The sequence below is a fragment of the Amycolatopsis sp. NPDC004625 genome (assembly GCF_040609695.1).
Lineage (GTDB): Bacteria > Actinomycetota > Actinomycetes > Mycobacteriales > Pseudonocardiaceae > Amycolatopsis.
The window spans coordinates 52648-60735 of sequence record NZ_JBEXKX010000052.1; the positions used below are offsets into that span (position 1 = coordinate 52648).

Here is an 8088-nt window from a genome sequence, read left to right on the forward strand (position 1 = left end):
GGTACGCGGCCGACCACCCGCTGATGTTCCTCGCCTCCGGCATCATGCGGGAGGAGCGGCAGCTGGCGACCAAGTTGCAGGCAGCCAACGTCGATCCGCGCCACCGCGTCGTTCTGCCGGAACGACAGGGCGTTCGTCCGCGGGCGGGTGAACGCCGCCGCGGAGCGGGCGCTCGTGTGGGGGCCCACCGCGAACCGGTGCGGGTGTGCTCGTCCCGAACCGTCCAGCAGGCGCGAGTCCGACACCCGCGTGTGGATCCGGCCCGACGGCAGCCGCTCGCCCGTCACCGGGTCCGCCACGTTCTCTTCGGCCAGCTCACCCGCGTCGCGCAGCTGCCGGAGGAGGCCGTCGGCTGCGCGGGTCACGCTCGGGCCCGGCAGCCGCGCCTCGACGAGCGTGCGCGCCCGCACCGTTTCCGGGTGGCTCGCCGAGGACGCCACGAACACGCCACCCTCCGCCGTGACCCGCATGTCCGCGCCCACGAAGGAAACCAGGCCGGCCTCGTGCAGCGCCAGCAACTCCTCCAGACGCCGCGGCGGCGGTCCGCTGGCGTAGTACGAAAAGAACCCGTGGAACCAACCGTCCATGTCGGACACCTGGGACGCGGCGTCCAACCGTCCTTTCCGGACCAGCGTGGGCAGCTGCCCGTACACCGACAGCAGCGCCGTGAAGGCACCCAGGTCCGCGCTGAACTCCTGGTCCGCCCGGCGCGCGAGGTCCGCTTCGACGTACTCCCGCAGCTCCTTGCCGAACTCCTCCGCCGTACCGAACTCGCGGCCCTGCAGCGGCCGGTCCAGGCGGTCGAGGTCGAGGCGGTCGGCCTCGGCGGGCACCGCGCGCGCCACCAGGTCGCGCATGGCCGGCGAATCCCAGGGCAGATCGGCGAACGCGTCGGCGAACACCGCGAAGTCCAGCCGCACCCGCTCGGGGTGCCCGGTGAACAGCTCGCTGTAGTACCCCCACGCCAGTTCCTTCGCCATCAGCGGCCAGACGTCCCGGCGGAAGTCCAGGACGGCACCCGCCAGCCCGTCGATGGCGTAGGCGTCGAAGAACCTGGGCAGCCGCAACGGTTTGCCGCGCAGCCGGTAGCCGATCTTCGCGTGGTACGGCACCCCGCGCCGCGAGCCGACGTGCAGCACCGGCTCGGCGCCGCTCGGGTGGTAGCGCAGGCCGCCGCACGGCCGCTCCTCGAACCGGCCGCCGCGGCCCTCGGTCAGCAGCAGCATCAGGTCGACGAACGCCAGCCCGAAGCCCCGCACCAGCACCGTCTCGCCCGGGGCGATCGCGGAGTAGTCGACGTCGGCGGTGTAGCCGGCCGGGTAGTAGGCCAGCCCGTGCCGCGCGGCGAACGACACCAGCTCGCGCTCCCGCTCGTCGGGTTCCGCGTCGAGGTGCCCGACGGTGAACACGACGGCGTCCGCGGCGATCGCCGAGCCGTCGGACAGGCTGACGGTGTTCCCGGCCACCCCGGTCGCCCGGGCCGCGTGCTCGACGACGTCGACCCCGCCGGGGAGGTCCGCCACGACGTGCCGGTACACCCAGGTCAGGTACGCGCTCTGCAGCCGCCGGGTGGGGAAGTCGAAGGGGTCGAGCGCGGTCAGCTCGGCGACGACGTCGGACGGCACCTCGGCCTCGAGGCCGCCGTCACGCACCTTCCGCGCCCACTCCAGCAGCGACGGCCCCGGCCGCACCGGGCCCGCCATGGTCACCGAGTCGTCGGTGAACATCGTGACGTCCTCGGGCATGGAGTTCATCCGCAGCAGCGGCGACTGGTCGTAGCGCCACACCCGGCCCGGTCCCGGCGGGAACGGGTCGATCAGGTGCACCTCGAGCCGACGGCCGCCGAGCAGCTCACCGGCGTTCGCGCCGAGCCGTTCGAGGACGCCGACCCCGCGGGGTCCGGCGCCCACGACAGCCAGGGTGAACGGCGGGAGATCGGCCACGAACCCGAAGCTACGCCGGGCTTTCCCGGCCGGACGGCCTTCCCACGGAGCGGAACCAATCCGCCCGGCCCGCGGCTCCGAATGCCTCGGGTACGCCGGCGAAAGGAGCGAACTTGACCTTCGTCCACCGAGGTGCCCGGACCTCAGCCGCACACCGCCACCTGCGAATACTTGGCCGATGAGATCGGTTCGCCGCACCGCGTCCACACCGCGCAGGACGTGGTCGGCACCCTCCTCCGGGGGAACTGGGCGATCTTCGCCCACGAATGGGCCGATCCGGACGGGATCGACCCCGAGCACTGGCGGGACGTCGTCGAGGCCGCCGCGGAGGCGGCCGGGGTGGACGTCGAGTTCGTGGTCATCCCGCGCCGGGCCCTGACCGTCGTGTTCAACCGGGCCACGCCACCGACCTTCGAGCAGGTCCGGGCGTCGATCGAGGTGATCGAGGCACACCGGCGCTAGTTCCACCCCGCGGACTCCGTTGCCGCCCACCGCGACTCAGGCGGCTTCGATGGCGAGTACTACCGCTTCGCGGACTACGTCAGCGAGGTCAAGCCGGTGCAGCAGCCGCGCCCGAAGGTGTCGTTCGGTGGCTCCTCGCCCGCCGCGTACGCCGCCGGCGGGGCCGGAGCGGCCCAGGGCGAGCGCTTTGGCCGCGCCCTGTGGACGCCGACCGCGGCCGCGACCGGCGGCGCCGGCAACTCGAACGCGCTGGTCGGGACGCCGGAGACGGTCGCGCAGACGCTGCTGGACTACTACGACCTCGGCGTCGAGATCCTGTCCGCCCGCGGCTACGACATGCTCGGCGACAGGATCGACTTCGGCCGGTGCGTCATCCCGATCGTCCACGAGGAGGTAGCCAAGCGCGACGCCGCGCGCGCCACGGAGACCGCCCGGCCCCCGGCGGAAGACGCCCTCGCCCGTCGACGGCTGAGCCCCCGTTTCTCCCCGGTGGCCACCTCGCAAACGCGAGGTGGCTACTTTTGCCTCTGGCGACCGACCAAACGGTACGGAATGATCCACCGGTAACTCCTGGGCGACCGGTCAGACACTGCGGGCTATCGTCTGACCCGTTCGGGAAAGCTCCGTGACACTTTGGATACCAGCGAAAGAACCTAGAGATTTACCCACTGTCACGGGACACTGGCTGGGGGAACTCACGTACCGTGACGGCCTGGTGACCAGCCGGTCAAAATCGACGACTGGTCCGAGGCGGGCACGGTCTGCACACGGAGTCGGAGAAACGCATGGCAGCACCGCCGGACCGGGTCACGTTCCGCGAGGTGTTCGGGATCGCCGAGTTCCGGGCGCTCTGGTTCGCGGAACTGTTGTCGATCGCCGGTGACCAGCTGGCGAGAGTCGCGCTGTCGATCCTGGTGTTCACCACCACCGGTTCCGCCACGCTGACGGGTCTCACCTACGCGCTGACCTTCGCCCCGTCGCTGATCGGCGGCATCTTCCTGACCGGCCTCGCCGACCGGTTCTCGCGACGCACCGTGATGGTCGCCGTCGACCTGCTCCGCGCCGGGCTGATCCTGCTGGTCGCCGTGCCCGAGCTGCCGTTCTGGGTGGTCTGCGTGCTCGTCGGCGGCGTCTCGCTGCTGAACCCGCCGTTCAAGGCCGCCCAGCTCGCGCTGCTGCCGCAGGTGCTGGAGGGCGACCGGTTCGTCGTCGGGATGGGCGTGCGGACCATGACGGTCCAGACGGCCCAGCTGCTCGGGTTCGCCGGTGGCGGCGCGCTGCTGCTGGCCCTGGACCCGCACGTGGCCCTGGTGCTCGACGCCGTCACGTTCCTGCTGTCCGCGGCCTTCGTCCGGTTCGGCGTACGCTCCCGGCCGGCCGCCGCGAAGGCGGAGTCGCGGAAGTCGTTCTTCGCCACGATCGGCGCCGGCGGCCGGGTGGCGTTCGCCAGCCCCGCGCTGCGGACGCTGGTGCTGTTCACCTGGCTGATGGGCCTGCTGCCGGTCTACGAGGGGATCGCCGCGCCCTACGTGGCGTCGGCGGGCGGCGGCCCCGAGCTCGTCGGGCTGCTGCTCGCGGCCGACCCGGTGGGCAGCGTGATCGGCACCTTCGTCTTCACGCGGTGGGTGCCGGCCGACGCGCGGCCGAAGCTGATCGCGCCGCTTTCGGCGTTGTGCGGGGTGCCCATGCTGGTCGGCTTCGCGCAGCCCGGCCCGTGGGTGTCGATCGTCCTGTTCGTCCTGTCCGGGGCGTTCGGCGCGGTCGCGCTGCTGCAGGCGACGGCGTCGCTGACGCTCGCTGTCCCGGACGAGAACCGCGCGCAGACGATGGGGCTGTCCAACACCGGGCTGACGACGATGCTCGGCGTGAGCCCGCTCATCGGCGGCGTGCTGACCGACTACTTCGGGGCGCAAACGACTGTCGGCATCTTCGGCGTTGCCGGATTGATACTTACGGCGCCGCTCGCCCTGGCGTGGCGGCGAGCGCGGGTTTCAAGGGCAGGCGGAGGCGGGCACGACTATGAGACCCAGCGCGCCGAACACGCCTGAACACGCTCGACACGCTGGCTTCGTCATCGCGACCTTGCGGCGCGGCTCCGGCTTACTGATCTCTGGAACGCATCGCTGGCCACCCTTCGATCCGGCGTCCCGGAAAATGTACACACCTAAGGCCCTTGTGGACAGACGGCAAACGGGCTGAAACTGTCCGTGAGTGGTTCATCACCACCACCGAGCGCAAGGGTTTGGGGGAAAAATGGTCACATTGGGGGAACGGTCTGGACAAGGCGTGATTTCTGGTGTTGCGGGCTGGGCGCTGTGGCGGCGGCCGCCCCGCTGGATCGCTGTCACGCTCGCGGCGATCGCAGTACTGGTGGGCTGGACGGCCGTCGCCACGGTCACCACCCCGGTCACGTTGAAGCACCTGGGCATCCTGGGCCTGCTGGGGGCCCTCGCACTGGCCCAAACCGAGGTCAGCCGCCGGATCGAGCGCCAGCGGCGCATCCTGAGCGACGGCCCGCACATGAACATGACGTCGGTGTGGCTGCTGCCCGCCGCGTTGCTGCTGCCGACGCAGCTGGTCACCTTGCTCGGGGTGACGCTGTACGTCGGCTTGGCGCTGCGCAGCTGGTCGGGCACCCGCCCGGGCCAGCCGCACCGGGTCGCCGCGAACGCCACCAGCGCGACGCTGTCGGCGTGCTCGGCCGGCCTGGTCACGCTGTACTCGCCCGAGCTCAGCGTCGTCACCGTCTCGATCGCGGTGCTGGTGTACTTCGTGGTCAACGCGGCCCTCACCGGACTCGGCCTCTACCTCGCCAACCCGGCCGAGGCGACGGTCGAGAGCTGCCTGGGCGGCATGGACGACAACCTCCTCGAGCTGTCCACGCTGTGCGTCGGCGGCCTGCTGGTGATGGTGCTCGGCCACGAGCCGCTGCTGTCGGTGCTGGTCATCCTGCCGCTGTACGTGCTGCAGCGGTCGGTGCTGGTCAAGCGCCTCGAGGAGCTGGCCACCACCGACCAGAAGACGCAGCTGCTCAACGCCACCACCTGGCAGGACGGCGCCCAGCGCGAGATCTCGCGCGCCGAGCGCGAGAACGGCAGCTTCGGCGCCATGATGATCGACCTCGACCACTTCAAGCGGGTCAACGACACCTACGGGCACCTCGCGGGGGACGACGTGCTCAAGGCGGTCGCCGCCGTGGTCAAGCAGGAGACCAGGGCGCACGACCTGGTCGGCCGGTTCGGCGGCGAGGAGTTCGTCGCACTGCTGCCCTCGACGTCCAAAGAGGACGCCATCGTGACGGCGGAGCGGATCCGGCAGCGGGTCAGCGAACTGATCATCAGCACCACGACCAACGCCGGCGCCGCCGTCGACATCGAACGGCAGACGGCGTCCATCGGCGTCGCCGCGTACCCGCTCGACGGGTCGTCGATCGAGGAAGTGATGGCGTCCGCCGACGCGGCCGTGTACGCGGCGAAACACGGCGGGCGAAACAGGGTGGTGGGGTCCGCGGCGGCGGCGCTGGCCGCGGCATAGCAATCCGGCCAAAAGCAGGCCGCCCCCGCGCGGAACGCAACCGTGGCCGAAAAGCCGTTCTGCCGTGGCTGTGGTCGGATTGCTATTCGATCGACACAGCGACCTACCGCAGGCGCTCGATGACGTCGCTCGCCTTGGTCTGGAGGCGGGCGACGCCGCCGACGGTGAATTCGGTGAGCAGGTCGATCAGGGCGTCCTGGTCCGGCGGCTCGCCGTCCCAGGTGGCCTGGACCAGTGATTCGGTCATCGCGAAGAAGAGCGTGACGAGCGCGCGGTCGGCGCGGCCGGAGTCGATGCCGTGCGCGGCCCACCGCTTGCGGCTGGCTTCGGCGTAGACGACCGCCAGCCTCTCCCTCAACCGGGTGAGAGCGGGGTCGCCGGCGCGCTCGGCCGCGCGGAGCACGCCGTAGCCCTCGGGGTGGTCGGCGACGAAGGTGACCATGTTGGCGTAGTTCGCCCGCGCCCAGGCCCGCAGGCCGGGCTGCTCGTCGGCCACCGACGGCCCCGCGATCGCGGCGAAGGCGCTTTCCTCGGTGGTGGCCACGACCTCGGCGAACAGCGTCGCGCGGTCGCCGAACTGCTCGTAGACGGCCTGCCGTGAGACGCCCGCTTCCCGGGCGATCTGCTCGATCGTCGCGCCCTGCATCCCGTGCTGCGCGACGACCCGCGCCGTCGCCCGCAGCACCCGGGCGCGCTGCTCGGAAACCGGGAGCTTGCGCGGCCGCCCGCGCGGAGCCGGGCTTGACATGGTGGTCCACCTCACGTGATTCTTTTTCCGACACCTCTGTCTAAAAAGGTGTTCCCCGCGCACTCGACCTGCTCAACGAGGAGCAAGCATGCGTATCTTCCCCCGCCGCGCCCGCTCCGCGGCCGTCGCCACGGTTTCCGTTCTGGCGCTGGCGACGCTCGGCCCGCCGTCGGCCTCCGCCGCGTCCTTCTACGATCCCCCGTCCCCCCTCCCGGCCGGCAGCAACGGCGACGTCATCCGGCACGAGGCGTCGACGTTCTACATCGACCCGATCCAGCTGATCAAGGCCGACGCGGACGTGCAGCGGATCATGTACCTCAGCCGCGACACCCACGACACGCCGATCGCCGTCACCGGCACCGTGCTGACCCCGCACGCGGCCTGGCACGGCTCCGGGCCGCGCCCGATCGTCTCCTACGCCGTCGGCACGCAGGGCGAGGGCGACGACTGCGCGCCGTCGAAAGCGCTTGCCGCGGGCTTCGAGTACGAAGGCCCGTTCATCGCCGGGCTGCTGACGCGGGGCTACGGCGTCGTCGTCACCGACTACGAAGGGCTTGGCACGCCCGGGGACCACACGTACGTCAACCGCGCTTCGCAGGGCCACGCGGTGCTCGACGCGATCCGCGCGGCGCAGCGGCTGCCCGAGGCGGGCCTGCCGGACGACGGCCCGGTCGCGATCGCGGGCTACTCCCAGGGCGGCGGCGCGTCGGCCGCGGCGGCGGAACTGCAGCCGGGCTACGCGCCCGAGCTGAAGCTGAAGGGCGCGTACGCCGGGGCGGTGCCGGCGGACCTCGCCGAGGTCGCGAAGAACCTCGACGGCCACTACGCGGTCGGTTTCCTCGGCTTCGCGCTGGTCAGCCTGAACTACGCGTACCCGGAGCTGAACATCCCGGCGCTGCTCAACGCGCGCGGCAAGCAGCTGTTCCAGCAGGTCCGGAACGAATGCACGGTCGAGGCGATCGCCGCGCACGCGTTCACGCAGTCGGCGTCGCTGACCAACGACGGCCGCTCGCTGACCGCGTACCTCGGCGAAGAGCCGTACAAGTCGCGCGTGGGCGAGCAGAAGATCGGGTCGCTGAAGCCGACGGCGCCGGTGCTGATCGTCCACAGCGCACTCGACGACATCGTGCCCTACGCGCAGGACCGCGACCTGGGCCGGACGTGGTGCGGCAAGGGCGTGAAGGTGCAGTTCAGCACGACGCTGGTGCCGACGCACGTGCTCGGCGCAGTGCGCGCGTACCCGGAGGCGTTCGCCTGGCTCGAAGGCCGCTTCGCCGGCCTCCCCGCACCCGTCAACTGCGGCTGGTTCTGACCCCTGCCGCAGCCGGTCGTGAGTGGTAAGGCGCGTTAGAACGCGCCGAAGAAAAAACACCCAGTGGGGGCCGAGGGGGCCGGGGCGTG

Annotated in this window: 6 protein-coding genes and 1 pseudogene; 5 read left to right on the plus strand and 2 right to left on the minus strand. The window is 71.3% G+C overall.

Going from position 1 to position 8088, the window contains the following annotated elements; translation table 11 throughout:
• On the minus strand, positions 1 to 1943 hold a 1943-nt coding region (locus tag ABZW17_RS39185; RefSeq protein ID WP_354825680.1), incomplete at its 3' end, for an FAD/NAD(P)-binding protein.
• A 171-nt stretch (positions 1944 to 2114) separates the two neighbouring features.
• Between ABZW17_RS39185 and ABZW17_RS39190 the strand changes: the two genes are divergently transcribed.
• The 4 genes and pseudogenes from ABZW17_RS39190 (at position 2115) to ABZW17_RS39205 (ending at position 5939) form a co-directional block, all read left to right on the plus strand.
• The gene (locus tag ABZW17_RS39190; protein WP_354825682.1) at positions 2115 to 2405 is read left to right on the plus strand and encodes a hypothetical protein; all 291 of its coding nucleotides are present in this window, start codon (positions 2115 to 2117) and stop codon (positions 2403 to 2405) included.
• Positions 2406 to 2453: 48 nt separating this feature from the next.
• A pseudogene (locus tag ABZW17_RS39195) lies at positions 2454 to 2825 on the plus strand (hypothetical protein); the annotation flags it as partial.
• Between the two features lie 365 nt (positions 2826 to 3190).
• Positions 3191 to 4453 (plus strand): MFS transporter, encoded by a 1263-nt coding sequence (locus ABZW17_RS39200; protein ID WP_354825685.1) that lies wholly within the window; start codon positions 3191 to 3193, stop codon positions 4451 to 4453.
• A 322-nt stretch (positions 4454 to 4775) separates the two neighbouring features.
• On the plus strand, positions 4776 to 5939 hold the full coding sequence (locus ABZW17_RS39205; RefSeq protein ID WP_354825704.1) for a GGDEF domain-containing protein: 1164 nt from the start codon (positions 4776 to 4778) through the stop codon (positions 5937 to 5939).
• A 103-nt stretch (positions 5940 to 6042) separates the two neighbouring features.
• Here ABZW17_RS39205 and ABZW17_RS39210 read toward each other — a convergent pair whose 3' ends face one another.
• On the minus strand, positions 6043 to 6687 hold the full coding sequence (locus ABZW17_RS39210; protein ID WP_354825687.1) for a TetR/AcrR family transcriptional regulator: 645 nt from the start codon (positions 6685 to 6687) through the stop codon (positions 6043 to 6045).
• A gap of 88 nt (positions 6688 to 6775) precedes the next feature.
• On the opposite strand from ABZW17_RS39210, the gene ABZW17_RS39215 reads away from it, so the two are divergent.
• The gene (locus ABZW17_RS39215; protein ID WP_354825689.1) at positions 6776 to 7999 is read left to right on the plus strand and encodes a lipase family protein; all 1224 of its coding nucleotides are present in this window, start codon (positions 6776 to 6778) and stop codon (positions 7997 to 7999) included.
• Positions 8000 to 8088 lie beyond the last annotated feature (89 nt).

Excerpts from the sequence above, each read along its gene's own strand:
- ABZW17_RS39200 (WP_354825685.1), top strand. The coding sequence starts at position 3,191 with ATGGCAGCACCGCCGGACCGGGTCACGTTCCGCGAGGTGTTCGGGATC.
- ABZW17_RS39215 (WP_354825689.1), top strand. The coding sequence starts at position 6,776 with ATGCGTATCTTCCCCCGCCGCGCCCGCTCCGCGGCCGTCGCCACGGTT.
- ABZW17_RS39210 (WP_354825687.1), bottom strand. The coding sequence starts at position 6,687 with ATGTCAAGCCCGGCTCCGCGCGGGCGGCCGCGCAAGCTCCCGGTTTCC.